This window comes from Salinibacterium sp. ZJ450 (assembly GCF_011751885.2).
Classification (GTDB): Bacteria; Actinomycetota; Actinomycetes; order Actinomycetales; family Microbacteriaceae; genus Ruicaihuangia.
In genome coordinates this window covers 2,636,812-2,661,594 of sequence record NZ_CP061771.1, presented here as the reverse complement: position 1 = coordinate 2,661,594, position 24,783 = coordinate 2,636,812, and the positions used below count along the sequence as shown (strand labels likewise).

Genomic DNA, 24,783 nt, shown 5'->3' with positions numbered 1-24,783 from the left:
CGGCCCAGCGCGACATCCGCTCCGCGTCACCGCCAGGTTGGCACCCAGTAGTGCAGCTGGATGAACTGCCACGGCACCTGCATCCCGGTCCAGAGCGGCCAGAAGAACACGCTCACCCCGATCGCGAAGAGCAGGAACACGACCACCAGACGGATGCCGCCATCCCGCCGCCAGCGCGGATCACTCGGCCTGCCCAGAATGATGCCGATCACGGCGGTGAGAGCCAGCAGTAGATAGGGCTCGAACGCGATTGTGTAGAACTGGAACACGGTGCGGTCCAGGTAGAGCAGCCAGGGCAGGTACCCGGCGGCGACGCCAACCAGGATCGCGCCCACCCGCCACTCGCGGTACCGGGCCAGCCGGTAGATCAGGTACAGCACGGCGGCGGTCGCGGCCCACCAGATGATCGGGTTGGCGATGCCGGCGATCGCCTCTCCGCACTGCGAATCGGTGCAGCCGTTCTCGCCCAGGCTCGAGCCGCGGTAGAACATGCTCGTCGGACGCAGCATCAGCAGCCAGCCCAGCGGGTTCGCCTCGTAGCTGTGCGGGCGGCTCTCCCCGACGTGGTAGTTGTACACCGACACCTGGTAGTGCCAGAAGTTCTGCCAGTCCACCGGAACCCACGCCAGAGCGCCGGTCCAGGCCGGGTTGCCGTCCTCGACCCAGTGCCGGTAGTAGCCGCCGTCGCTCCCGAACCAGCTGCCCCAAGTGGCCAGGTACGCGACGACGGCGATCGGCACGGTGAGCAGGAAGCTCACCGGACCCTGCTTCAGCACGGTCCCGCTCAGCCAGAACGGGATGCCGAGGCGGCGGCGGTCGAGCGCATCGACGACGAGCGTGTACACCGCGAAGAACGCCAGGAAGTAGAGTCCGTTCCATTTGACGGATGCCGCCAGCCCCAGCATCAGCCCGGCGACGAGCAGCCAGGGCCGCCAGAACAGCGCCGGTCCCCAGTCGGTGGGGCCGCCGGCATCCGCTCGCATGGCAAGCCACAGTCTGAGTCGGCGTTCCGTCCAGCCCCGGTCGAGCAGGATGGCGCCGAAGCCGAGCAGCGCGAGGAACATCAGCGAGTTATCGAGCAGCGCCACCCGGCTCATCACGATGGCGTTGCCGTCGATCGCCATCAGGCCGCCGGCGATACTGGCGAGCAGGGTGGAGCGGAACAGGAAGAAGGCGATCAGCATCAGCAGCGCCACGGCCAGGATGCCGACCACCGCGGTGGCGATGCGCCAGCCGACCGGGTTCTCGGCGCCGACTACGGCCAGCCCGCTGGCGAGGATCCACTTGCCGAGCGGCGGATGCACCACGAAGCTCGGGTCGGTGGTGTACACGTCGGGCGTGCCGGCGTTGAAGCTGTCGTTGGCGCCCTCGGGCCAGCGTGCCTCGTAGCCGAGGTTCATCAGCGTGTAGGCGTCTTTGACGTAGTAGGTCTCGTCGAAGACCAGCTCGTCGGGGTGGCCGAGGCCCCAGAGTCGGGTGACGGCGGCGATGAGCAGTACGGCGGCGGGGCCGGCCCAGTGCCACGCCGTCTGCACGGTGGGGTTCGCGGCGTACCAGGCGTCGAGACGGCTGCCCCGCGGCTCGGCGATCACCCGTGTGGACACTCGGCAATGCTAGCGGCGACAGGTGGCGAGGGGTGTGCGCGCGGTGGTGCCCCGCGCCGGATCACCCACCCGGAGGGGATTGCCCCCGCCGCTGCCGGATGGGATGGTTGCCTCGTGACTCGGCCGAGCAACGCCCCTCAGGTTGTACCGTTCAACGGAAGACTGGCGCTTCTGCTGGCGATGGCGATGTTCGTGCTGGTCGTCGACACGTCAATCATGAACGTCTCGATCTCCGCCGTGGTGCGGGACATTGGTGTACCGGTCAGCGACGTCCAGTCGGCGATCGCGCTTGAGGCGCTGGTCTCCGCCGCCTTCATCCTCATCGGCAGCAAGGTCGGCGACCTCATCGGCCGTAAACGCGCCTACGTGCTCGGGCTGCTCGGGTACGCCGTCGGCGCCGTGGCGATGACCCTGGCGCAGAGCATCGTCCCGATCATCATCTTCTGGGCAGTGATCGGCGGGATCGGTGCCTCGCTCCTGCTTCCCGCCATGCAGTCACTGATCCACGGCAACTTCGAGGGAGCAGCCCAGAAGCGGGTCTACGCCCTGGTCGGGGCCTCGGCCGCCATCGCTGCCGCGGTCGGGCCACTCCTCGGTGGCTTCATCACCACGTTCCTCTCCTGGCGTGTCGCCTTCCTGCTTGAGGTCGTCATCATCGCGGTCGTCCTGTCTGGCATCAAGCTCGTTCACGACGTCCCGTACACGGGGTCCCGACAGGTTGACTGGGTCGGAGCGCTCCTGTCCGTTCTGGGCATGGGCGGCATCGTGCTGAGCATTCTGGTCTGGCAGGAGGGCGGTGAATGGGTCGGCCTGCTCATGCTCATCGGTGTACTCGGGCTCGGCGGGCTGGCCTTCTGGCTCGTTCGGCGCAAGCGCCGCCGCAAGGCGACACTGTTGGACCCTGCCCTGTTCCAGGTGCATACCTTCCGGTTCGGCATCTCGGCGCAGACGCTCCAACAGATTGCACTGGGCGGCACGATGATCGTGTTGCCGCTCTACCTGCAAATGGTGCTCGAATACAACGCAATGCAGGCAGGGCTGTCGATCGCCCCGCTCTCGCTGAGTATGTTCGGCATTGCCATGCTCGCCGGAAGGAGGTCGGGCAGGCGTCGGCCGGCCAGGCTGGTCATGTGGGGGTTCTTGCTCCTGACCGCGGGACTGGTGATCCTCATCCCGATTGTGCCGCGCGCGGACTCGGGCTGGTGGCTGCTGGTTCCCCTGATCATTTCGGGATGCGGCCTCGGCCTGCTGGTGTCCCAGCTCAACAACTACACGCTGTCGCCGATCTCGGACGAGCGGGTCAGCGAGGCGGCCGGAGTGAACTCCGCAGGGGGATCCTTCGGACTGTCCTTTGGGCTCGCCTTCGCCGGGGCGATCATGCTGGCAGCCCTGGCGCCGATCTTCACGAACATGGCAGCATCGAGCACGGTGCTCTCTGCCAGCGAGCAGCAGCAGGTTGCGCAGGCGCTCGACGAAGATGCCCAGCTGTTGAGCAACACGCAACTCGAAGAGCTGCTCGAGGGCCAGCCGGAGGCGGTCCAGGACGAGATAATCCGCATCAACACGGACGCGCGACCGATCGCCCTGCAGATCGCGTTGCTGATCCCCATCGGCGCGGGGCTGATCGGGCTGCTTCTCTCGTTCCGCATGTTGCGCATTCCCGATCCGAAGCCCGCGGGGAAGGGTGCCGGGGCGGTCCTGGGCTGAGGCTCGCCGGCAACGGCTGCGACAATGGGCAGCGTGATCATCCTCGCGGCAACTCCCATCGGCAACCTGGGCGACGCGAGCCGCCGCCTGATCGAGGCGCTCGAGAACGCCGAGACCATCGCCGCCGAAGACACCCGCACCGCCGTGCACCTGATGCGTGCGCTCGGTGTCGAGAACCGGCCGCGGCTGATCGCGCTGCACGAGCACAACGAGACGCAGAAGGCCGCCGAGATCGTGGAACTGGCCCGCGACGCGGATGTGCTGGTGCTCACCGACGCCGGAATGCCGGCGATCAGCGACCCCGGTTTCCCACTGGTGGCCGAGGCCGCCCGCGCCGGCGTCACCGTGACCGCGCTTCCCGGGCCGAGCGCGGTGCTCACCGCGCTCGCCGTGAGCGGGCTGCCCACCGACCGGTTCACCTTCGAGGGCTTCGTGCCGCGCAAGAGCCGCGTCTCCTACTTCAAGCAGCTCGCCCGCGAGGAGCGCACCATGGTGTTCTTCGAATCCCCGAACCGGATCGCGGACAGCCTCACCGACCTCGCCACCGCGCTTGGCGCCAACCGCCGGGTGGTGGTTGCCCGGGAACTGACCAAGAAGTTCGAAGAGGTGCGCCGTGGCACCGCGGCCGAGCTGGTGGAGTGGGCCGCCGCCGGGGTGAAGGGCGAGATCGTCATCGTCGTCGAGGGAGCGGCGCCCGCGATCGCCGACCTCGAGCAGGGCATCGCCCAGGTGCGAGAACTGCAGGCTGGCGGCATCCGCTTGAAAGATGCCGCGGCCGAAGTCGCGGAGGCGACCGGGCTTTCTCGTCGGGACCTCTACGAAGGCGCGCTGCGGCTGAAGTGAACCGGCGCACTGCCGGCGGCACTTCGGTGACGCAACGGATGACCCGAGCTCAAGCCCGGGTCATCCGATCGCATCGCAGTCTGACGGATCAGGGCCTCGTCGACCGCGGCACCGACCGTCAGCCGGCTGCCGGCACGCCGATGCGGTCCATGAGCAAGTTGGCGACGTTCTGGAAGTACGCAGCGCCGTACTCGGTGAGGTAGCCGGCCTTGATCTGCGTGGCATCGACCTCGGCAACCTGCGCGAGGTACGCCTCGCGGGTGCCGTAAGCCGCCGCGAACTCCTCGGCCGAGATCAGGTCGACCGAGCCGTAGACCGCACCCGGGGCGACGCCGCCGAGATACTGGCCCAGCGGGTGCTCGATGAGGCCGTACCGGATGCCGCCGGTGACGTTGCCGGTGTCGTCGCGGGCGAGCGCACCGTTCGTCTGGTCGAACCACTGCGACGCCGCGGCATCCTTGTTCGTCTTGCTCCATTTCACCAGCGCCTCGGCGGCCGCGATGACGGTGGGCTCGATCGGGTAGGGGTTGAGGGAGTCGCGGAAGGCCTGGTTATGAACGGCGGTGTTCGGCAGGCGACCGGCCTGGTAGATCTGGTCGTCGGCCGGGATTACCGGCGAGAGCAGGTCGGTGTGCGGAGTCGCCGGCACTTGCCAGTGCCGCCGGTTCTCGGGAAGGTTCTTCTCGGCGAGCGTCGCGGCGCCGAAGAGCCCGGCGTCACCCTCCGACGTGACGGTGATGAACGGGACGTCGAGGGCCGGCTCAGAACCCGGCACGGTGACGAAGCCACCCTGCGCGGACTGCTGCAGCGGCCGCTCCACGACGGCGCCCACGGTGTTGAGGTACCCGTCGAAAATTGGCCCCCTGTTGGCCTCGGTCACTGCCTCGTGAAAGTTCGTGGCGTAGGTGTTGACATACACGCCGGACTGCGACTGACCCATCAGCAGCACGGTCTTAGCCTTCTGGCCGCCGAGAACCGCGCGGCCGTCCTTGGCGTCGAGCAGCGTGCCGACCTGGGTCAGGATGTCCCAGGCCAGGCCCTCTTCGGCGCCGGGCACAACCATGAACGGGTTGAACGAGCCGGGGTTCTGCGGGTCGGCGATGATCGGTTGACGCTCGACGTCCTCGACGTTCCAGCTCAAATCTGCGTATCGCTCGGCGTCGAAGTTCTTCAGCGCGTCGACCTGGATCGGCTTCGACGTCACGCCGATGACGGTGTGCCCCTCTTGCATGGCCCAGTCCGACATGCGACGCCAGTGGTCTTCGCCGGGGAAGCCGTTGGATGCGTTGAGGATGTCAACGAGCACCACTCCGGAGGAGTCGGACTTCTGCGCCGGGCGCCTGACCAGGATGTTGTTGACGTAGGGCACGTCGGCGGTGACGACCTCGAGCTCGCCCCCGGCGTTGTCGTAGACGTTCGCGGTACCCGAGAGGAAGAACTCCTCTTCGACGTAGCCGCGATCGGCGACGTCGAAGGGAACGCGCGCGTGCTGCATGGTCGACCAAAGGTGGCTGTCGACGGTCTGCGTGATCGGCCCCTCGACCGTTGGCACGGCACTGAGCGTTGCTGAGATCGGGTCGTTCGCGGGTCGAGGCGCGGCGACGGCGGCGGTGCCGGCAGCAACGGTGAAGCCGAGCACCCCCACACAGGCCACGGAGAGTGCGGCGATCATGGGACGGCGGCGACGAAGGTGGTGTTGCAAAGGGCTCTCCTCAAAACGACGGTGTTTTCTGCTTGCGGTCATAGCTTGGTGTGGCCATGGTCGAAATGATGCCGGTTGCCAGGAGTTGCACCTCGAACGGGGGTGGCTCGCCATGGGCGATCCTGAAGTGCCGGCGCCCTAGATCCCCGCACGCAGCCGACCTAGGCTCGCCGCATGGCCAGGCGTGAAGTGTTTCCGATCATCAACTGCCGCGATCTGTCGGCGATGAAGGCGTTCTACGAGGCCGCGTTCGGTGGCGTGCAGACCTACCAATTTCCCGAGCAGGGTGAGCCTGCGTACCTGACCCTGCGAGTGGGCGCCAGCACGATCGCGCTCGGCGGTGGCACCGAACCGGCGATGTACGGCGAGACGCCACTGCCGGCGACGGGTCACGCCATCGACCTGTGCGTGTACGTGCCGCATCTGGACGCACTGCTCAGCGACGTCGCCCAGCACGGGGGAGCCGTGGTCGTGCCCGCGGCCGAGATGCCGTGGGGTGAACGCGTGGCCTACGTGCGCGACCCTGAGGGAACCATGCTGCTGGTGATCCAGGACGTCCCTTGAGCCACGCGGCGGCGGCCCCGCCGTAACGGGCAACCGGGGAACCGTAGGATATTAGCCATGTCTTCCGGCGAGTCCTTCTATATCGCGACGCCCATCTTCTATGTGAACGATGTGCCGCACATCGGTCACGCCTACACCGAGGTCGCGGCCGATGTGCTCGCGCGCTGGCACCGCCAGCGCGGCGATGACACCTGGCTGCTGACCGGAACCGACGAGCACGGCCAGAAGATTCTGCGCACCGCGGTGGCGAACAACACCACGCCGCAGGCCTGGGCCGACGAGCTGGTCGAGTCGGCGTGGAAGCCGCTGCTCGAGACGATCAACATCAAGAACGACGACTTCATCCGCACCACCGATGAGCGGCACGAGAACGGCGTCAGGATCTTCCTGCAGAAGCTCTACGACGACGGCTTCATCTACCAGGGCGAGTTCGAGGGCCACTACTGCGTCGGCTGCGAAGAGTACAAGCAGCCGAGCGACCTGGTCGCCGGCACCGGGGAGTACGAGGGGCAGCAGGTCTGCGCCATTCACTCCAAGCCGGTCGAGGTGCTGAAGGAGACCAACTACTTCTTCCGGATGAGCGACTTCGAGCAGCGCCTGCTCGACCTGTACGAGCAGAACCCGCAGTTCGTGCAGCCGGAGAGCGTGCGCAACGAGGTCATCCAGTTCGTCAAGCAGGGGCTGCGCGACCTGTCGATCTCCCGGTCGAGCTTCGACTGGGGCATCCAGATCCCGTGGGACGACAAGCACGTCGTCTACGTCTGGTTCGAGGCGCTGCTGAACTACGTCACCGCGATCGGCTACGGCGTGGACGACGAGCAGTTCCAGCGCCGCTGGCCCGCCGTGCAGCTGGTCGGCAAGGACATCGCCCGCTTCCACGCCGTGATCTGGCCGGCGATGCTGATGGCCGCCGGGCTGCCGGTGTCCGACCGGGTCTTCGGCCACGGCTGGCTGCTGGTCGGCGGCGAGAAGATGTCCAAGTCGAAGCTCACCGGCATCGCCCCGCAGCAGATCACCGACACCTTCGGGGCCGACGCTTTCCGCTACTACTTCATGAGCGCGATCAACTTCGGCCAGGACGGCTCGTTCAGCTGGGAAGACCTGGCCGCCCGCTACCAGGCCGAGCTCGCCAACGGCTTCGGCAACCTCGCCTCGCGCGTGATCGCCATGGTGAACCGCTACTACGACGGGGAGATCCCGACCGCCGGTGAGCTCAGTCAGGCCGATCTGGCGATCAAGACGGTGGAACGGGCAGCGACGGATGCCGCCGACCAGGCCATCGCGGATCTTGCGATCCACGACGCCCTCGCCGAGATCTGGCAGCTCGTCGACGCCCTGAACGGCTACATCACCGAGCAGGAGCCGTGGGTGCTCGCCAAGAGCGACGAGACCCGGGAACGCCTCGGCACCGTGCTGCACACTGCGCTGCGCGGGCTCGGCACGCTCGCCGTGCTGCTTTCCCCGGTGATCCCCGACGCCACCCAGAAGCTGTGGACCGCGCTCGGCGGCGACGGCGATGTGCAGGATGTCGTGATCACCGAGGCCCCCGACTGGACCGGCGGCGACCGCGTCAGCGCTCTCGAGGGCACCCTGTTCCCCCGCATCGAGCACGAGCCCGTAGCAGCACCGTGACCGACCCCCACCTGCGCGCCCGGCATGCCGCCGAGGGCCGCGACCTGCAGTACCCGCCGCTGCCCGAGGCGCTGGTGGTTCCGGTCTACGACAACCACACCCACCTGGAAATCGCCGACGGCGACACCCCGATCGACTACCGGGAGCAGCTCGACCGGGCCTCCAGCGTGGGCGTGCGCGGCGTCGTGCAGGTGGGGACGGATGTCGCGACCTCCCGCTGGTCCGCGGAGATCGCGAGCCGTGAGCCGCGAGTGCTCGCCGCCGTGGCGCTGCACCCGAACGACACACCCGAGCTTGCGACATCCGGAACCCTCGACGACGCGCTCTCCGCCATCGACGAACTGGCCGGCCGCCCCCGCGTGCGCGCCGTCGGTGAGACCGGACTCGACTTCTACCGCACCGGCGAAGACGGCCGCGACGCCCAGTTCCGCGCCTTCGAGGCGCACATCGAGATCGCCAAGCAGCGCGACCTTGCGCTGCAGATCCACGACCGCGACGCGCACGCCGACGTGATCGCCACCCTGAAGCGGGTCGGCGCGCCGGAGCGCACCGTGTTCCACTGCTTCAGCGGCGACGCCGAACTGGCCGAGATCTGCACCGAGAACGGCTGGTACATGTCCTTCGCCGGCACAGTGTCCTTCAAGAACGCCGGCACCCTGCGCGGCGCGCTCGACGCCGCACCGCGCGCACTGCTGCTGGTGGAGACGGATGCCCCGTACCTGACCCCGGAGCCGTACCGCGGCCGCCCGAATGCGCCGTACCTGCTCCCGCATACGCTGCGGGCGATGGCCGCGCACCTCGGCACCGACGTGTCGATGCTGGCCGCTCAGATCTCGTCGAACACCGAAGCGGTGTACGGCAGCTGGGAGTCCGAACCGGTGCTGGCGCAATGAGTCTGCTCGGACCGGCGGAGATCCGCGACCTCGCCGAACTGCTCGGCATCCAGCCGACGAAGAAGCTCGGCCAGAACTTCGTGCACGACGGCAACACGGTGCGGCGCATCGTCGCCGCCGCGCACGTCGCAGCTGGGTCAACCGTGGTGGAGATCGGGCCGGGACTCGGCTCCTTGACGCTCGGGCTGCTGGAGGCCGGGGCATCCGTCATCGCCGTCGAAATCGACAAGCGCCTGGCCGAGCAGTTGCCGAAGACAGTGGAGCTGCTGCAGCCGGGCGCGCCGCTCACGGTGGTCACGAACGACGCGATGCGGGTCACATCGTTGCCGGCGGAACCGTCGGCGCTGGTCGCCAACCTGCCGTACAACATCTCGGTGCCGGTGCTGCTGCATTTCCTCGAGCACTTCCCGTCGCTCGAGCACGGGCTGGTGATGGTGCAGGCCGAGGTCGGGCAACGACTGGCCGCCGGTCCCGGCTCCAAGGTGTACGGCGCGCCGAGCCTGAAGGCTGCCTGGTACGGAAAGTGGAAGACGTCGGGGCTGGTCAGCCGGCAGGTGTTCTGGCCGGTGCCGAACGTCGACTCGATCCTGGTCGGCTTCACCCGCGGGCAGGCTCCGGGAACCGAGGCGGAGCGGCTGGCCACCTTCGCCCTGGTGGATGCCGCGTTCCAACAGCGCCGCAAAATGCTGCGGCAATCGCTGTCGGTGGTATTCGGGGACTCGGCCACGGCATCCGCCCGACTGGAAGCGGCCGGGCTGAAGCCGACGGCGCGTGGTGAGGAGCTCACCATCGACGACTTCCTGCGGGTGGCGCGGGTGAGCGCCGCAGCCTGAGCCCGAGCTCCTTCGCCGGTTGAGGAGGCCGCCCGCGGCCCCTGTCGTTGGTTGAGGAGGCCGCTCGCGGCCGTCTCGAAACCCGGTGCCGCGCAGAACGGCAGCATTCCGCAGCGACACGCCGTCCAAAAACCGTGCAGCACGGCGTGTCGCCGCGAATCGCTGCCGTTCTGCGCACACGCCCTGCCGGCGCACCGATCGTCCCGCGCCCGAGCCATATCGGCGTCCGCCAGTGCCAGACTGGGGGGCATGAGCAACGGCGTATCCGACCACAAGAGCAATCTCAGCGACGAGGCCATGCTGAAGGCCACCGGCAAGGCTCCGGATGACTGGTTCGCGCTGCTCGACGTCGAGAAGGCGACCCTCTGGACGCACACCGAGATCGCCCGTTGGCTGGTCGACGTGCAGGGTGTCGACGGCTGGTGGGCGCAGAGCGTCACGGTGCGCTACGAGCAGGAGCGCGGGATGCGGCTACCCGGCCAGCAGGGCGACGGCACCTTCTCGGTGAGCGCCACCAAGACCGTGCCGCATCCGGTGCCGGCAGTGCTCGACGCCACGATCCGCCTGGTCTCCGCCGAGTTCGGCCACGCGCCATCCTCGTCGAAGACTGAGGTGAAGCGCCCGTATGCGCGCTGGAAGGTCGACGGCGAGGCAGTGCTCGCGTCACTCGAAGATAAGAACGGCAAGACCGCGCTGAACCTCACGCACTCCGGCATCATCGACGGTTCCCGGGTGGAACACGCGAAGCCGACCCTCGCTCGCCTGCTCACCGATATCGCCGCAGACCTCGGCTGACGGGGCGTGCACCGTGCTGGCTCGGCGCACCAGTAAGTTAGTTGCATGACGCCCGGTTCTACCCCTCGAATGGTGCACACGAGGGCGCCGGGCAAGATCAATGTTTTTCTCAAGGTTGGCTCGTTGCAGGATGACGGCTACCACGACCTGGCGACGGCGTTCCAGTCCGTCTCGCTGTACGAGGACGTGCGCGCCTACCCGGCCGACGACTTCTCGGTCTCCGTCACCGGAACCGTGTCGCTTGACCGGGTGCCCACCGACGACTCGAACATCGCCATCAAGGCCGCGAAACTGCTGGCCGCGACGACCGGATACACCGGCGGGGTGCGACTCGAGATCGACAAGCACGTGCCCGTCGCCGGCGGAATGGGAGGCGGATCAGCGGATGCCGCGGCCACACTGCTGGCCTGCGACACGCTCTGGGGCACAGACCTGCCGCGGGAGAAACTGCTCGAACTCGCCGCGCAGCTCGGCGCCGATGTTCCCTTCGCACTGACCGGCGGCACCGCAATCGGCACCGGCCGCGGCGATCAGCTCAGCCCGGCGCTCGCGCGGGGGCAGTTCCAGTGGGTGCTGGTGCTGGCCGACTTCGGGCTCTCCACCCCGGTGGTGTACCACGCGCTCGACGAGCACCGCGAGCGCAACGGCCGCGACATCCTGCCGGTCTCGTCCGCGCCCAACGTGGACATGAGCGTGCTGCACGCGCTCCGCGCCGGCGACCCGCAGATGCTCGCCGACACCCTGCACAACGACCTGCAGGCGCCCGCGCTGCAGCTGGAGCACGGCCTGACCACGGTGCTCGAACTCGGCGAGGAGAACGGGGCGCTGGCCGGGATCGTGTCGGGCTCCGGCCCCACCGTGGCGTTCCTCGCCGCCGACCTCGACAGCGCCCTGGAGCTGCAGATCGCACTGAGCGCCGCGCAGCTGAACGTGGTGCGCGTGACCGGCCCGGTACACGGCGCCCGGGTCATCGCGGAGTAGCCCCGCGCCTCGCCCCGCCCCGCAGACATTCCGTCGGTGAGCGCCGCGAAAACGGCCGAGCGCGGCCGCCGCGGCGCCGGCGTTCGGCCGTTTTCGCAGCGCTCGCGCACGGCGGCTAGTGCCGCAGCGCCTTCCGCGCCAGCTTGTTGCCGAGCAGCTGCACCAGTTGCACGATCACGACGATCACGGCCACCGAGATCCACACCACTTCCTGATTCCAGCGCTGGTGCCCATACGCCAGCGCGAAGTCGCCGATGCCGCCTCCGCCGACGATGCCGGCCACCGCGGTCATGTCGACCACCGCCACGAACACGAAGGTGAAGCCGAGGATCAGCGGGCCGAGCGCTTCGGGCACCAGCAGGGTCAGGATGATCCGCCACGGCCCCGCCCCCACCGCCCGGGCCGCCTCGATCACGCCGGGCTCGATGGTTACCAGGTTCTGCTCCACGATGCGGGAGAACCCGAACGCCGTCGCGATCGCCAGCGGCACCACCGCGGCGGTCGTGCCGAGGAACGTGCCGACGATCAGCTTGGTCAGCGGCGCCACCGCCACCAGCAGAATCACGAACGGGATCGGTCGCACGATATTGACCAGGAAGTTCAGGATGCCGAAAACCCACCGGTTCTCGAGGATCGCCCCCGCCCGGCTGGTGTACAGCGCCAGCCCGAGCACCAGACCGAGCCCGCCGCCGATCAGCAGGGTGAGGCACACCATGTAGAGCGTGTCGGTGACGGCGTCCAGGGCGAGCGGCGTGTGCCAGTCCCACTCCCAGCCCTCGGTGCGGACGGTCATGCGGAAACCTCCTCGAGCAGGGCGAGCTCTTCGAGCTCGTCGACGGTGGTGACGCGGCGCAGCTCATCGATGACCGCGTCGACTCCGACATCCGGCCCGATCAGTTCGATCGTGAGCGAGCCGAACGAGCGGCCCTGCAGGGTGCTGATGCCGCCGAAGATGATCTCGAACCGCACACCGTGGGCACCGGCATCCGACAGCACCGATCCCACCTTGTTGCCGTCGGCGACGGCGGCGCTGATGATGCGGCCGGTGTGTTCCCGGCGCAGGCGGTTCAGGTCGCCGTCGGCGGGGGTGTCGTGCAGCACGGTGCTGACGAAGCGGTGCGCGGTGCGGGTCTGCGGGTTGGAGAACACCTCGTAGACGCTGCCCTGCTCGACCACGCGGCCCTCATTGAGCACAGCGACGCGGTCGGCGATCTGCCGCACCACGTCCATCTCGTGGGTGATCACCACGATGGTGATGCCGAGCTCGCGGTTCACCTTCTTCAGCAGCGCCAGCACGTCTTGGGTGGTCTCCGGGTCGAGCGCGCTGGTGGACTCGTCGGCGAGCAGGATCCGCGGCGAGGTGGCGAGGGCGCGGGCGATGCCCACGCGCTGCTTCTGCCCGCCGGAGAGCTGGTCGGGGTAGGAGTGCGCCCGCTCCAGCAGGCCGACGAACTGCAGCAGCTCGGCCACCCGGGCGTTGCGCTTGTCCTTGGGCCAGCCGGCCACCCGCAGCGGGTAGGCGACATTGCCGGCCACGGTGCGCGACCGGAACAGGTTGAACTGCTGGAAGATCATGCCGATCCGGGCGCGCACCGGGCGCAGTTTTGACTCCGGGATGCTGCTGATGTCGACCCCGTCGACGCTGACCCGGCCGCTGCTGATGCGTTCGAGGCCGTTGATCAGCCGCACCAGGGTGCTCTTGCCGGCGCCGGAGTATCCGATGATGCCGAAGATCTCGCCCTGGGTGATGCTCAGGTCGACGCTGTCGACTGCGGTCACGGGGCCGTTCGGGGTGTCGAAGGTCTTCGTGACGCCGTGGAATTGGATGATGCTCTGGGGTTCGATGATGTCGGGCATAAGCTCCGGTCCTCAGGTGACGTGCATGGGTGGGACTGCGGATGTCGCGGACCCAGCACCGGGTCCGCGACGTCCGTTCGCACTCCGCTACTGGGCGGCGCGCTTCTCTTCCTCGATGGAGGCGAGACGCTCGCGCAGCTCCTCGGCGTCGAGCTCGATCACCACGGCACTGCCGCCGGACTGCTCGATGACCAGGTCGGTGACGGCCTTCGTGTGGTACAGCTCGGCAACCTTGAGGTAGGTCTCGTTGTCGATGTCATCGGCGCGGGCGGCGATGATGTTGAGGTACGGCCAGCTCTTCGCGTCGTTGGGGTCCACGAAGTACAGCGCGCTCGCCGGGTCGATGCCGGCATCCTTCGAGAAGTTGTTGTTGATGATCGCGCCGTCGGCGGACTGCAGCGCGGCGGGCGTCTGGGACGCCTCGACCGGGATCACCGTGACGCGGGACTTCGCGGCGTCGATGTTCGCCGGGGTGGGAACCTTCTCCTTGCCGTCGAGGGTGATCAGGCCGGCGGCCTCGAGCACACCGAGGGCACGGGCCTGGTTGCTCGGGTCGTTCGGGATGGCGATCTGGCCGCCATCCGGAATCTCCTCAACGGAGCCCCACTTCTCGGAGTACAGCGGCAGCGGCACGATGATGGTCGAACCGATCGGCTGCAGGTCGTCGCCGGTGGCCACGTTGTGGTTCGACAGGTAGTCGAGGTGCTGGAACGCGTTCAGGTCGGTCTCGCCGGCCGCGAGCGCCGGGTTCGGCAGCGGGTAGTCGGTGAAGTTGATCAGCTCGAGCTTGATGCCCTCCTCGAGCAGCAGCTCTCCGAGCACCTTCCAGTGCGGCTGGCTGGCGTCGGTGGTGCCGATGGTCACGGTGACCGGCTCGTCCGCGCCGGCAGCACCCGCGGGTGCCGCGTTCGAACTGAACCAGCTCGGCACGATCAGCACGGCCGCGATGATCACCGCGACAGCCGCGATCGCGATGCCCGCGATCAGGCCGGTCTTGTTCTTCTTGCGTTCCGGGAGGACGGGAGCCGCCGCAGGTGGTGTGTTCTCGTGTGCCATGTGAATGCCTTCGTGAGTCGGGGAATGCGAGTGCCGGATTGGCGTGGTTGCGAAGGTAGCGACGCCGGAGCGCGATTGGCGAGCTTGTTTCGTCATGTGACTTCGCGTGACGTAACAATTGCCCGCCGCGGGGCGGCCGGGGGAGGCTCGGCTGCATGACCAGGCACATCGGCTTCAACCTGTTCGAAATGAACACCGTCGGGCACATCTCGCACGGCCTCTGGGTGCACCCGGCGAACACCCGGCACCGCTTCAACGACCTCGAGTTCTGGGTGGAGCAGGCCAAGCTGCTGGAGGCGGGGCTGTTCGACTCGGTGTTCCTCGCCGACGTGATCGGCACTTACGACGGCTACCGCAACGGGCCGGAGACGGCGCTGCGCGAGGCGGTGCAGATCCCGTCGAACGACCCGCTGCTGGTGATCCCGGCGATGGCGGCGGTCACCAAGCACCTCGCCTTCGCGGCCACCTTCTCCACCACCTACGAGCCGCCGTTCGCGTTCGCCCGCCGGGCGAGCACCCTCGACCACCTCACCAAGGGCCGCTTCGGCTGGAACGTGGTCACCTCCTACCTGCCGAACGCCGCCCGCAACTTCGGCCTCGCCGACGAGGTCGCCCACGACGACCGCTACGGCATCGCCGACGAGTACCTCGACGTGCTGTACAAGCTGTGGGAGGGCTCCTGGGATGACGACGCGGTGATCCAGGACCGCGACGCTCGCGTCTACACCGACCCGGCGAAGGTGCGCTACATCAACCACGTCGGCCCGAACTTCCAGGTGGCCGGCCCGCACCTGTCGCAGCCGTCGGCACAGCGCACCCCGGTGATCTTCCAGGCCGGCTCCTCCGACCGAGGCCGCGCCTTCGCCGCGAAGCACGCGGAGGGCGTGTTCGTGGGCGGCCGCGACCTCGACGTGTACCGGGAGAACATCGCCGACATCCGCCGGCAGGCCGAACTGCTCGGCCGCAAGCCTGAGCACATCAAGACCTACGCCAGCGCGGTGATCATTGTCGGTCGGGATCAGGATGACGCGGAACGCAAGGCCGCTCGATTCAGGCAACTCTCTAGCGCCGAGGGGTACCTGGCGCACGCTGGCGGGTCGGGCATCGACCTGGCCGCGTATCCGAAGAACGCGCTGATCCGCGACATCCTCGCCGCCGAGGCGAAGGCCGGGCGGGACAACGCGCAGTCCGGTCGGCGGTTCTACACCGACACCACCACGGTCGGGCAGGCACTCGACGCCGTCACCCGGTTCGACCGCGGCCCGTTCTACGCGGCCGGGTCGCCGGTGCAGGTGGCCGACGCGATCGAGGGCTGGGTAGATGCCACGGGGCTTGACGGTTTCAACCTGCGGCAGTTCCTCACCCCGGGCACCGCGGAGGACTTCATCGAGTACGTGGTGCCCGAGCTGCAACGGCGCGGGCTGTACCGCACGGCGTATGAGGAGTCGACGTTCCGGGAGCGGCTGTTCGGCGCCGGCAACACCCGGCTGTTCGAGGAGCACCACGGGGCGCGATATCGCGGTGGGGCGAACTTGGATGGGGCGGATTCCGGCGCTGGCTCTGCGACCATTCGCAATCTTGAGGAGAAGGCATCATGACCAGCTACGACGACATCGCCGTCACCTTCCGGCCGACCATCAACCGCATCGCCGCGGGTGCGGTGGAGCGGGAGGATGTCGGGGCACTTCCGTACGAGGAGGTGCGCTGGCTGCGGGAAGCCGGGTTCGGGGCGCTGCGGGTTCCCGTCGAGTTCGGCGGTCGCGGCATCCGGTTGGAAGATTTGTTCCGGCTGCTGATCGAACTGGGGGAGGCCGACTCGAACCTGCCGCAGTTGCTGCGCGGGCACGTGGCGTTCGTGGAGACGCAGCGGGCGATGCCGGAGTCGGCGCAGCGCACCGAGTGGCTGACCCGGATCGCGCGGCGCGAGATCCTGTTCGGCAACGCGCAGGCGGAGCGCTCGGACTCCAGCACGCAGTCGACGACGTTGACCGAGGTCGATGGCCGGCTGCTGCTGAACGGACGCAAATACTACAGCACCGGCACCCTGTTCGCCGACTGGATCTGGTCGGGCGGCAAGCTGGGTGACGAGTTCGTGGCGTTCGCGGTGCCCGCCGAGGCGCCCGGGGTCACCCGCATCGATGACTGGGACGGCTTCGGCCAACGCCTCACCGGCAGCGGCACCACCGTCTTCGAGGACGTCGAGATCGACCCGGCGCACGTGCTGCCGTGGGACGAGAGCGACCGGATCCGCCCGCTCGCCTACACGACCGGGCTGTACCAGGGCATCCTGCTCGCGTCGCTGGCCGGGATCGCGCGGGCGGTGTTGCGCGACGCGATTTCGTTCGTGCAGCCGCGCACGCGGACGTTCGGGATTCCCGGCAACTCGGTGCCGCGCGAGGAACCGCTGGTGCAGCGCGTCGTCGGGCGCCTGGCCAGCCTGCGCTTCGCGGTGGAAGCGACCGTGCTCGAGGCGATCCGCCGGCTGGAGGACGCCGACACCGGGCGCCGCTTCGACTCGACGGATGACGCGCGGTACTCGGCAGCGCTGATCGCCGTGTTCGAGGCGCAACAGGTGGTCATCGACCTGGTGCTGCAGGCATCGACGCTGTTGTTCGAGGTCGGTGGGGCGTCGGCGGTCTCGATCGATCGCCGGCTCGACCGGTTCTGGCGCAATGCCCGCACCATCGCCTCGCACAACCCGGCGATCTACCGGGAGCAGGCGATCGGCGACTACTACCTGAACGGCACGCTGCCGCGGACGGCGGCGCAGGTGCTGCGCTCGGAGTCCGCGGGCGTCGAGTCCGCGGCATCCGCCTTCAAACCGGCGCCGGTCGGCTGATGGGCGTGCTACTCGGAGACGGCCTGCACACCTCGCGGCAGGGTTTCGGCGCGATGGCGGTGTCGGGCGTCTATGGCGAGACGGATGCCGCGGACGCCCTCGCCACCCTGAACCACGCCGTCGACATCGGGGTGCGGCTGATCGACACCGCCAATGTGTACGGCGACGGCCAGAACGAGACGCTGATCTCGTCGCTGCTGCGCACTCGCCGCGATGAGGTGGTGCTCGCGACCAAGTTCGGCATCCCGTCGGAGCCCGATGAGTATCGGGCGCGCGGCGATGCGGCGTACGTGCGCTCGTCGCTGCACGAGAGCCTCAGCCGGCTCGGCACCGACGTGATCGACCTGTACTACTACCACCGAGTCGACCCGCGGGTGCCGATCGAGGAGACGGTCGGCGCGCTCGCCGAACTGGTTGAGGCCGGCGACATCCGGCACATCGGCCTGTCGGAGGTGACCGCCTCCGAGCTGCGGCGCGCCCACGCGGTGCACCCGATCGCGGCGGTGCAGAGCGAGTGGTCGCTGTGGAGCCGGGATGTCGAGGCCTCTATCGTGCCGACGGCGGCGTCGCTCGGCGTGGGCTTCGTGCCGTACTCGCCGCTCGGGCGCGGGTTCTTCGCGGGAGGTGCCTCGGGTGCCGCCCTGCCTGCGGATGACCTGCGGCGGAAGTTCCCGCGGTTCGCGCCGGAGCGGTTGGCGCGCAATCAGGCGCTGCTGGCGGCGGTGCAGTCCGCGGCATCCGCACTGTCGGTGCAGTCGGAGCGCCCGGTGACGCCCGCGCAGCTGGCGCTGGCCTGGCTGTACGCCAAGGGACGCGCGTTCAGGCTGCCGGTGGTGCCGATCCCGGGCACGCGGCGGGCGTCGCGGGTGGACGAGAACGCGGCGGCGGTGTGCATCGAGCTGGATGCCGCGACGGTGGAGTCGCTCGATGCGTTGGCGGCTCGGGTGGAAGGCGACCGCTCGTCCGACCTCAACTGGATCTCGCAGGGCCGGGAGGCGGCGGAGTAGGCTCCACCCGCGGGAGTCGCATGGAGGATGGGCTTGTGACAGTCGACCAGGAAGCTCCAGAGCGCGCGATCGCTCGCGTGGTGGTCGTGGTGTTCTTGATCGCACCCCTGACCATCTGGTTCGCCGGTCCGCCGCTTCTGCAGGCGGATGCCGCTGAGGCAGTTTGCCGGGAGAGGGCCACCAGCGCGCGGGCGGAGTGGGTACGGGACCCTCTACCGCACTGGGTTTGCAAGACCAGGACCTCGATCGTCGACGACCTCGGCTGGTGGGCTTGATGTCGCCGCGGTCCAGGACAGATCCAGCAGCGCGTTACATGTAGCCTCGGTCCTGCGACAGGGTCGGCATCCGTGTCGGCGGGGATTTCCGCACACCGCTCGTGCGCGAGCAACGCGTGACGCGGCGAAGGCCTCGGGGCGTCATACCGGGTCGCCCGGGCGCACCAGCCCGGACTCATAGCCAAGGACCACGGCCTGGGCACGATCGCGCAGCTCCAGCTTGGCGAAGATGCGGGTCACGTGGGTCTTGACCGTTGCGGCGCTGATCGACAGGCGCACCGCGCACTGGGCGTTCGAAAGGCCCCGGGCGACGAGGGTGAACACCTCGAGTTCCCGCTCGGTCAGCGCGTTGAGCGCGGGCGGGAGCACGCCCGGTGCCGGCCCGCGGGTGAACCGTTCGATGAACCGGCGGGTCACGCCGGGGGAGAGGAGCGCGCCGCCTCGTGCCACGGTGCGCACCGCGTGCACGAGGTCGGCCGGGTCGACGTCCTTGAGCAGGAATCCGCTGGCGCCGGCCCGCAGCGCTTCGTGCACGTACTCGTCGGCGTCGAACGTGGTCAGCACGAGAACCTTGGCGGCGAGGCCTTGCGCCGAGAGGCTGCGGATCGCTTCGAGGCCGTCGACCTGCGGCATCCGGATGTCCATCAGCACAACATCGACCTGATGACGTCGCAGGTAGTCGACCACTTCGCCACCGTGGGCGGCCTCGGCGACGACTTCCAGATCGGGCTCTGATTCGAGGATCATCCGGAACCCGCTGCGCACCATCGGATGGTCGTCAGCCACCAATACCCGGATCACGTGGTCACCTCGACCGGCAGAAGCGCGCGCACCGTGAACCCTCCGCCGGCGGGGTCCGTCGCGGCGGTCAGCTCGCCACCGCACAGGCGTGCCCGCTCGCGCATCCCGGTGATTCCGTGACCGCCGACCTCCGTGGCGAGCTCCCTGCCGAGCGCCAGCGGCCTGCGCGGTTGCCCGCCGGAGTCGGCGATGAGCACGTCGAGTCGACTTCCCTCCATGCCGATGCGCACCAGAGCGCTGGCGCCAGGGGAGTGCCGAAGCGTGTTCGTCAGCGACTCCTGCACGATGCGGTAGGCGGCGAGGTCAATCGGCTGCGGCAGGCGCTCCAGGCCGTCGTCCGGGAGCTCGAGCCTGAGCTCGACGGGCAACCCCGATCGGCGCATCGCCTCAGCGAGTTCGCCGATCCGGGCGAGGCCAGGGTTCGGCACGCCGCCGTCGGGGTGCGCGGCCCGAGCGCCGAGGCCGAGCAGAAACCTCAGCTCGGCGAGCGCCTCCTTACCGGTGTTCCGGACGGACTCGATGGTGGCCCGCGCGGTCGCAGGGTCGCGCTCCAGGATGCGCGTCACCGCGCCGAGCTGCACGACCATCACGCTCACGGTGTGCGTGAGCACGTCGTGCATCTCGCGACCCATCCGCTCGCGTTCGGCGATCGCCGCCTCGCGCACCCGCTCCTCGCGCTCGTGCTCGAGCGCCGCGGACAGCGCATGCAGCTCGTCAATCCGCTGGTGTCGGTCACGGATGACGCGGCCTGCGCCCCACGGAGCGACCACGATCAGCGAGGTGAAGGCGAAGTCGGCGACCGTCGGCTCGGCCGACAGGGCGACGCTCAGCCAGTCCGAAACCAGTGAGATCGCCAGGGCGGCGTACGCGCGGTTCCGCTCCAGCCGGGTCGCCGCCGTGTAGAGCGTGAGGATCAGGGCGATCACGGCGCCGTAGCCCTGGCTCGTGACATCCCCGCCGAAACCCTGCTCCAGGAACAGGGCGGCCCACCCCACCGTGACCGCAATGAGTGGCGCCACGCGCCGCCAGGCCACCGGCGTCGTCATCGCCAGCATCCCGAGCACGCCGATCAGCGTCATCCCGTCAACCGTGAGCTGCACCAGCCCCGCTATGACGAGCACGCCGGCGAGCGCAGTGTCGACGATCCAGGGGCGTGCCCGCAGCGTCGACCGGGCGCGCCTCAACGTGGTCGATCCCGGGCGCCGCCTCAGCATGAGAACACGGTAGCAGCGGGTACCGGCCGGGGCATCGGCCGTGAGGGTAAGCCGTGTACGACCACGGTCGTAGACGGTTCGGCTCGCGAGACGACGACGCGGCGTCCGCTGATTCGTACGGTGATCGAAACCGACCGCTCAACCGAAGGAGAACCCATGTCGTACCGCCCCGGCGCAATCGCCCTGATCGCCGCACCGATCATCGGCCTGGCCGCCGTCCTGACGCTGCCGCAGATGCCCGCAGACGGCGTCGGCCGACTCGCTGCCATCGAGGCTGAGCCGGACCGCTTCCTCAGCGCCAACATGTTGTTGATTGCCTCGTTCACCGTGTTCGTCCCCGCCATGCTGTCCCTCAGCGCGCAGCTCGCTTCCCGTGCGTCCCGGTGGGGCGCGTGGGCGGCGTTCGCGGCCGCCGCCGGCTGGACCCTGCACAACGCCATCGTGGGAACGGTATTGACGCAGCTGTCGATGGTTTCGGCCGCCGACCGCGCGGTCGCCGGGGCGCTCGCCGACGGGCTGTTCGACGGCGCAGCCTTCACTGCAGTGTTGGTGCCGATGCTGATCCTGACCGAACTCGGCACCGTCGTGCTCGCAATCGCACTGTGGCGCGCCCGTATCGCCCCGCTCTGGGCGAGCATCGTGGTGATCCTGGGGTTGGTGGCGGAGTTCGTCGTGCCGGCACCGTTTGAGGGTGTTGGGCTCTACGCGCTGCTGGCTATCGGATTCGGTGCGATCGGGCTGCGTCTGCTGCGGATGCCGCGATCAGTGCACAGCGCCGACATGACAACTCCGGCGCGGACAAACGCCTGAGCTAATCGCGCTCGCTCCCAGCCGCTGGTGGAGGAGGCCGCTTGCGGTTGTCTCAAAACCCGCGGTGGGCTGGCCGGGGGTGCTGGGAAATTCAGGATGCCGACGATCCACCAGTTCTCGACCATCGTCGACCGCGGTGGTGGTGAACGGGCAGGCGAAAGAGTTCGAAAATTGCGTCCGGCGTGAGTTCAATGCGAGCCGACTGGTAGAAATGGACTGAGAATCCGGAGTTACTCTCAATCCGGCCGTCCTATGAGGAGCTGATGTTAGAAGAGCTCGAAGATGAGATCCGATACGGGCGCGATCACAATCGCGCCCGTATCTTCGTCAGTTCACGCATGGACGGGTCGTTAGACTCCGAACGGAAGCTCGCCGCCACAACGATAGACCGACTGGAGTCGCACAGAGCTTGGTGGTGGGAACAGGATGCCCCCGCAGGGGTACTCCATTCGGTCAACGAGTGCGTGAACTTCGCACGTACCAGCGATGGTCTCGTCCTGTTGATTGCCGGACCACTCAGTGCCGTGATCTACGCGGAGTACTCCGCTGCAAAGGATTCCTCGGCAGAGACATACATCTTCATTCGTGAAGGTGAGACTCTTCCGGACGACGTGCGAGACTTCATCGCGCGTGAGCGCGGCGACGTTGTGACCAGAAACTTTCAGAACGAGGGGGAGCTGGAAACTCATCTCTATCAGTCCCTCAACCGGACCGCGGTGCGCGCAATCCGCGAGATGCAATTGATGCGTAGGCGCGAGAGGGCGGTGGCCAGCGGTGGTTGACGATCCTTCACAGCTACCACCTGACTGGACGGCGCGATCCGACGCTGTCGATGTCCTGGCAGACTCCGTCGGGCGCGCCCTAGTTGCGAACGACGATTCCGTGTTTCTACCCCTGCTCGACGAAGTTCAACCTCTGCTGGACATGGGCCACGAGGAAATTGCGTTGATTGTAGTCCAGGCCGCCCTATTCCGTATCAGTCGCGGACGGGTGGAATCAGCGCACGATGTTGTGAGTCAAGTCACTGAGAAAGGCTGGTTCCGGACACTCGCGATAGAAGCTACGGAACGAGCTAGCTTCTCCGTAGTCAGCGCGACTACCCTCGCATCCGCTGCACTGATCGCCGGCGAGAGAGGCGACTATTCTCTCGCGCGGCGTGCACACGGATTGTCCGCGTTGATGTGGCGTGACATTGGGGATCGTGACCGGCAAGCCATCGAGATGCTTCGCACAGCTGCGTCCGCGCACAATCTCGGTGACTACAGCGCAGCAAGGGCGACGGCATCCGATGCGCGCCAGATATTTCGCGCGCTCGGCGATACGCGTGGTGAGACCCTTGTGCTCCTTAATACCGTTCAGAGTTTGCGGGCGGAAGGAGATTGGGACGGCGCATTGGCGAGCCTCAACGAAGCTCGCGCGCTCGCGAATTCAATTCGAGACGGTCACATAACAGCGAGCATTGCGCTCGAACACGCCATCCAGAGAGCCGAATCCGGCGACAGTATTGGCGCCCACCGCTGGTTCTATCGTGCCTATCGCAGCGCTGCTCGGCGCGGTGACAGTCGCCAGGCTTTGGTAGCAGCGAAGAATCTTGCAGTCGTAGCCGACGAAAGAGGTAGCCGCTCCGGATCAGTCGCGTGGTGGGGGAAAGCTGGGGCATGGGCATCAGAAGCGCATGACTGGCGCGAGATCCAGGGAATCGAGCGGACCCGCGGAATAGAAATTGCCGAGCTAGGTCGCTTTGACGAAGCTTTGACAGCATTCGATCATGCGATCGAGATCAACACGGAGCACGAAGATGATCTCAATGCGGCGAGGAGCCGCGCCGACAAAGGCGTTGTCTTGCTCAAATGGGCGCTGTCCGATGGCGTAGACGACCAGAAGTTTGAGGAGTTGACGACAGCCGCGGAAGAGACCATTGACGGTGCCCGCCGCGAGCTTGAGAGACTGGAGGACTATGAATGGGCAGAGATCGCGGTTCAAAACCTCTGCAAAGTCTGGATGCTCCAGCGGCGCGAGTCGCTCGGCGTCGTGTCGCTGACTACGAATGCCAAGGAGCTTGCGACATCGGCGCCCGAGTACTCCGCCGAGGTGCTCAGGAACGCCGCATGGCTTTCATTGAGTGGCGGAATCGCCTCCGACACGATGACGGCCGTGACGTGGCTCATCCACTCCGCTGCCGCTCGCACCGACAACGTGGTCGAAAAGGCCTGGTCCCTCGCCCATGACGCAGCCACGCTTGCAACACACGATCCGGAGCACTCGCTCCTCGTGTACGACGCGGCTCTTGCCGGACTCTCGACCGAACATGACGCCGCGGCCTACGGAAACATACTGAACGACGCAGCTCTCGCCGCAGCGGACGCTGGAGCTTTGGACGACGCAGGTCGACGACTCCGACAAGTGCAGAACATCGCCCGCTCGTCTAACGACAGGGTCTTGCTCGCACTCGCCACAGGCAACTTAGGCGAGATTGCATTTCGACAGGACGACAACGCTCTTGCCCGAGAGTGCTTCTCGCTAACGGCGGTGCTTGCCGAGCAGATCGGAGACCTTGAGAACGCGGCACTAGCACTTGCTTCCGCCGCCAATGCCTTCGTAGATGATGGATTCATCGATGACGCAGAGAAGGCTGCCGAACAGGCGTTCGAGATCGCCGAACGTTCAGGCTCGGGTAATGCCCTCTCTCGCGCAATAAGCGCAATCGCTAGCGCGAATTTCGCCCGCGGAAATTACGAAAAAGCGTTTGAGCTGTGGTCTGAATGCGCCGAACGAGCGTCAAACGGAAACACAGGGGAATATCAGGCGTTCGCTCTCGACAGTTTGGCTCAAATAGGCGAGTGGCCGCGATTCCGACGTGCGCTTGAGGGCTATGCGAGCGCGGCACAAGCTACGGGTACCCAATTCGCTTTTATAGAGCGGCTGCATCTGTCTGCCTTAACTTGGCTCAGGAAGGGCAGGCCTCGAGCGGCCGGCACAGTCCTCGCGTACGGCATTCTGTTGGCGTTCGACGCTGCAACAAAGTCGGTCGGCAGCCGCGGACGAATTCGCTCGACGTCTGAGCGTGAGCTGGAATTCGTGCGAGTTGGCGGCGCCATGGGAATTGCCCGAGCTCTCTTTGTGCTAATCGACATCCCTAAAGCCCAAGCAAAGACTCTTCGGAGAGCGTACGAGCGCACGATCGCTCGAGTTGCGGGAGAAGACGCAGACGCCCTCATCGAACTTGTCGACCGGTATGCGCTTGCCGATGGGGAGGAAGACTAGCCGTCAGCTGCTGGCTGCCGGGCGGAAGCGATTCCTTGGTGTCCCTGCTCAGTGTTAGCGATCGTGATCGCAGCGTCCGTCGGCAGGAAGTGGCTGCAGATCAAAG

22 protein-coding genes are annotated in these 24,783 nt (G+C 67.5%); 15 read left to right on the top strand and 7 right to left on the bottom strand.

The window, feature by feature from the left end:
* Positions 1-26 precede the first annotated feature (26 nt).
* On the bottom strand, positions 27-1,604 hold the full coding sequence (locus tag HCT51_RS12790) for a dolichyl-phosphate-mannose--protein mannosyltransferase (RefSeq protein ID WP_166878545.1): 1,578 nt from the start codon (positions 1,602-1,604) through the stop codon (positions 27-29).
* Between the two features lie 180 nt (positions 1,605-1,784).
* On the opposite strand from HCT51_RS12790, the gene HCT51_RS12785 reads away from it, so the two are divergent.
* Together HCT51_RS12785 and rsmI are read left to right on the top strand one after the other, a co-directional pair.
* Complete coding sequence (locus HCT51_RS12785) at positions 1,785-3,311, top strand: MFS transporter (RefSeq protein ID WP_224760780.1); 1,527 nt, start codon at positions 1,785-1,787, stop codon at positions 3,309-3,311.
* A gap of 33 nt (positions 3,312-3,344) precedes the next feature.
* Positions 3,345-4,154 (top strand): 16S rRNA (cytidine(1402)-2'-O)-methyltransferase, encoded by an 810-nt coding sequence (rsmI, locus tag HCT51_RS12780; RefSeq protein ID WP_166878917.1) that lies wholly within the window; start codon positions 3,345-3,347, stop codon positions 4,152-4,154.
* A 118-nt stretch (positions 4,155-4,272) separates the two neighbouring features.
* On the opposite strand, the gene HCT51_RS12775 is transcribed toward rsmI, so the two are convergent.
* Positions 4,273-5,826: an alpha/beta hydrolase domain-containing protein gene (locus tag HCT51_RS12775; RefSeq protein WP_166878524.1), complete on the bottom strand. Its 1,554-nt coding sequence runs from the start codon at positions 5,824-5,826 to the stop codon at positions 4,273-4,275.
* 204 nt (positions 5,827-6,030) lie between these two features.
* Between HCT51_RS12775 and HCT51_RS12770 the strand changes: the two genes are divergently transcribed.
* From HCT51_RS12770 to HCT51_RS12745, 6 genes are all read left to right on the top strand, one after another.
* Positions 6,031-6,420 carry a VOC family protein gene (locus HCT51_RS12770; protein WP_166878520.1) on the top strand — a complete coding sequence of 130 codons (390 nt, stop codon included), beginning with the start codon at positions 6,031-6,033 and terminating at the stop codon, positions 6,418-6,420.
* Between the two features lie 57 nt (positions 6,421-6,477).
* Positions 6,478-8,052, top strand: coding sequence for a methionine--tRNA ligase (gene metG, locus HCT51_RS12765; protein WP_166878516.1), 1,575 nt, complete (start codon positions 6,478-6,480; stop codon positions 8,050-8,052).
* Complete coding sequence (locus tag HCT51_RS12760) at positions 8,049-8,945, top strand: TatD family hydrolase (protein WP_166878511.1); 897 nt, start codon at positions 8,049-8,051, stop codon at positions 8,943-8,945. Before metG ends, HCT51_RS12760 begins: the two co-directional genes overlap by 4 nt.
* Positions 8,942-9,778, top strand: coding sequence for a 16S rRNA (adenine(1518)-N(6)/adenine(1519)-N(6))-dimethyltransferase RsmA (rsmA, locus tag HCT51_RS12755; RefSeq protein WP_166878506.1), 837 nt, complete (start codon positions 8,942-8,944; stop codon positions 9,776-9,778). Before HCT51_RS12760 ends, rsmA begins: the two co-directional genes overlap by 4 nt.
* 249 nt (positions 9,779-10,027) lie before the next feature.
* Entirely contained in the window at positions 10,028-10,573 is a 546-nt protein-coding gene (locus HCT51_RS12750; RefSeq protein ID WP_166878502.1) for a hypothetical protein, read from the top strand.
* 45 nt (positions 10,574-10,618) lie between these two features.
* Positions 10,619-11,554 (top strand): 4-(cytidine 5'-diphospho)-2-C-methyl-D-erythritol kinase, encoded by a 936-nt coding sequence (locus HCT51_RS12745; RefSeq protein ID WP_166878499.1) that lies wholly within the window; start codon positions 10,619-10,621, stop codon positions 11,552-11,554.
* A 115-nt stretch (positions 11,555-11,669) separates the two neighbouring features.
* On the opposite strand, the gene HCT51_RS12740 is transcribed toward HCT51_RS12745, so the two are convergent.
* The 3 genes from HCT51_RS12740 to HCT51_RS12730 form a co-directional block, all read right to left on the bottom strand.
* Positions 11,670-12,347, bottom strand: coding sequence for a methionine ABC transporter permease (locus tag HCT51_RS12740; protein WP_166878496.1), 678 nt, complete (start codon positions 12,345-12,347; stop codon positions 11,670-11,672).
* Positions 12,344-13,411 carry a methionine ABC transporter ATP-binding protein gene (locus tag HCT51_RS12735; protein ID WP_166878492.1) on the bottom strand — a complete coding sequence of 356 codons (1,068 nt, stop codon included), beginning with the start codon at positions 13,409-13,411 and terminating at the stop codon, positions 12,344-12,346. Before HCT51_RS12735 ends, HCT51_RS12740 begins: the two co-directional genes overlap by 4 nt.
* An 87-nt stretch (positions 13,412-13,498) precedes the next feature.
* Positions 13,499-14,467: a MetQ/NlpA family ABC transporter substrate-binding protein gene (locus HCT51_RS12730; protein WP_166878490.1), complete on the bottom strand. Its 969-nt coding sequence runs from the start codon at positions 14,465-14,467 to the stop codon at positions 13,499-13,501.
* Positions 14,468-14,622: 155 nt separating this feature from the next.
* Between HCT51_RS12730 and HCT51_RS12725 the strand changes: the two genes are divergently transcribed.
* Genes HCT51_RS12725 through HCT51_RS12710 form a run of 4 tightly spaced genes read left to right on the top strand, consistent with a single transcriptional unit; the run spans position 14,623 to position 18,588 of the window.
* The gene (locus HCT51_RS12725) at positions 14,623-16,065 is read left to right on the top strand and encodes an LLM class flavin-dependent oxidoreductase (protein WP_166878487.1); all 1,443 of its coding nucleotides are present in this window, start codon (positions 14,623-14,625) and stop codon (positions 16,063-16,065) included.
* A complete protein-coding gene (locus tag HCT51_RS12720) occupies positions 16,062-17,306 on the top strand; it encodes an acyl-CoA dehydrogenase family protein (RefSeq protein WP_166878484.1) in 1,245 nt (414 codons plus the stop codon). The genes HCT51_RS12725 and HCT51_RS12720 overlap by 4 nt, the downstream gene beginning before the upstream one ends.
* A complete protein-coding gene (locus HCT51_RS12715; protein ID WP_166878481.1) occupies positions 17,306-18,313 on the top strand; it encodes an aldo/keto reductase in 1,008 nt (335 codons plus the stop codon). The genes HCT51_RS12720 and HCT51_RS12715 overlap by 1 nt, the downstream gene beginning before the upstream one ends.
* 35 nt (positions 18,314-18,348) lie before the next feature.
* A complete protein-coding gene (locus HCT51_RS12710; protein ID WP_166878479.1) occupies positions 18,349-18,588 on the top strand; it encodes a hypothetical protein in 240 nt (79 codons plus the stop codon).
* Between the two features lie 141 nt (positions 18,589-18,729).
* Here HCT51_RS12710 and HCT51_RS12705 read toward each other — a convergent pair whose 3' ends face one another.
* Both HCT51_RS12705 and HCT51_RS12700 read right to left on the bottom strand, forming a co-directional pair.
* Positions 18,730-19,389 carry a response regulator gene (locus HCT51_RS12705; RefSeq protein WP_166878476.1) on the bottom strand — a complete coding sequence of 220 codons (660 nt, stop codon included), beginning with the start codon at positions 19,387-19,389 and terminating at the stop codon, positions 18,730-18,732.
* Positions 19,386-20,603, bottom strand: a complete 1,218-nt coding sequence (locus tag HCT51_RS12700; protein ID WP_166878472.1) for a sensor histidine kinase — start codon at positions 20,601-20,603, stop codon at positions 19,386-19,388. Before HCT51_RS12700 ends, HCT51_RS12705 begins: the two co-directional genes overlap by 4 nt.
* Positions 20,604-20,759: 156 nt before the next feature.
* Here HCT51_RS12700 and HCT51_RS12695 point away from each other — a divergent pair, with 156 nt between their 5' ends.
* The 3 genes from HCT51_RS12695 (at position 20,760) to HCT51_RS12685 (ending at position 24,677) form a co-directional block, all read left to right on the top strand.
* Positions 20,760-21,413 (top strand): hypothetical protein, encoded by a 654-nt coding sequence (locus HCT51_RS12695; protein WP_166878469.1) that lies wholly within the window; start codon positions 20,760-20,762, stop codon positions 21,411-21,413.
* Positions 21,414-21,676: 263 nt separating this feature from the next.
* The gene (locus tag HCT51_RS12690; RefSeq protein ID WP_166878465.1) at positions 21,677-22,195 is read left to right on the top strand and encodes a hypothetical protein; all 519 of its coding nucleotides are present in this window, start codon (positions 21,677-21,679) and stop codon (positions 22,193-22,195) included.
* Positions 22,188-24,677 carry an ATP-binding protein gene (locus HCT51_RS12685; protein WP_166878461.1) on the top strand — a complete coding sequence of 830 codons (2,490 nt, stop codon included), beginning with the start codon at positions 22,188-22,190 and terminating at the stop codon, positions 24,675-24,677. Before HCT51_RS12690 ends, HCT51_RS12685 begins: the two co-directional genes overlap by 8 nt.
* Positions 24,678-24,783: the final 106 nt, after the last annotated feature.